The organism is Paracoccus sp. DMF, from assembly GCF_004407025.1.
GTDB classification, from domain to species: Bacteria; Pseudomonadota; Alphaproteobacteria; order Rhodobacterales; family Rhodobacteraceae; genus Paracoccus; species Paracoccus aminovorans_B.
Genome location: NZ_SOKV02000159.1, coordinates 1 through 939, shown reverse-complemented (window position 1 = coordinate 939; position 939 = coordinate 1). Strand labels below are relative to the sequence as shown.

Annotated in this window: 1 protein-coding gene; it reads left to right on the top strand. The window is 65.8% G+C overall.

Annotation, left to right across the window (positions count from 1 at the left end; all coding sequences use genetic code 11):
• On the top strand, positions 1-939 hold a 939-nt coding region (locus tag E3D03_RS20940), incomplete at both ends, for an NAD(P)(+) transhydrogenase (Re/Si-specific) subunit beta (protein ID WP_263568546.1).

Genomic DNA, 939 nt, shown 5'->3' with positions numbered 1-939 from the left:
CAAGCTCGCCGGCAAGGTCGACGGCAAGGCCAGGAAGCTGCCCGGCGGCCATGTGCTGAACGCCGGCGCCGCGGGTCTGTCGCTGGTGCTCTTGCTGGTCTATCTCGCCAATGGCTCGACCCTGGCGCTGGTGGTGATGACGCTGGCGGCGCTCTTCATCGGCTATCACCTGATCATGGGCATCGGCGGCGCCGACATGCCGGTGGTGGTGTCGATGCTGAACAGCTATTCCGGCTGGGCGGCGGCGGCGATCGGCTTCTCGCTGTCGAACGACCTGCTGATCGTGGTCGGCGCGCTGGTCGGCTCGTCCGGTGCGATCCTGAGCTACATCATGTGCAAGGCGATGAACCGCAGCTTCGTCTCGGTGATCCTGGGCGGTTTCGGCGGCGAGTCGGGCCCGGCGATGGAGATCGTGGGCGAGCAGATCGCCATCGATGCCGAAAGCGTCGCGGCGGCGCTGAACGACGCCGACGAGATCATCATCGTGCCGGGCTATGGCATGGCGGTGGCGCAGGCGCAGCAATCGGTGTCGGAACTGACCCGCAAGCTGCGCGCGCGCGGCAAGAGCGTGCGCTTTGCCATCCACCCGGTGGCGGGCCGGCTGCCCGGGCACATGAACGTGCTCCTGGCCGAGGCCAAGGTGCCCTATGACATCGTGCTGGAGATGGACGAGATCAACGAGGATTTCCCCTCGACCGACGTGGTGATCGTGATCGGCTCGAACGACATCGTGAACCCGGCGGCGCAGGAGGACCCGAACAGCCCCATCGCCGGCATGCCGGTGCTGGAGGTCTGGAAGGCCAAGCAGGTGTTCGTCAGCAAGCGCGGCCAGGGCACCGGCTATTCCGGCATCGAGAACCCGCTGTTCTACAAGGACAACACCCGCATGTTCTACGGCGACGCCAAGAAATCCCTCGACCAGCTGTTGCCGATGATCGA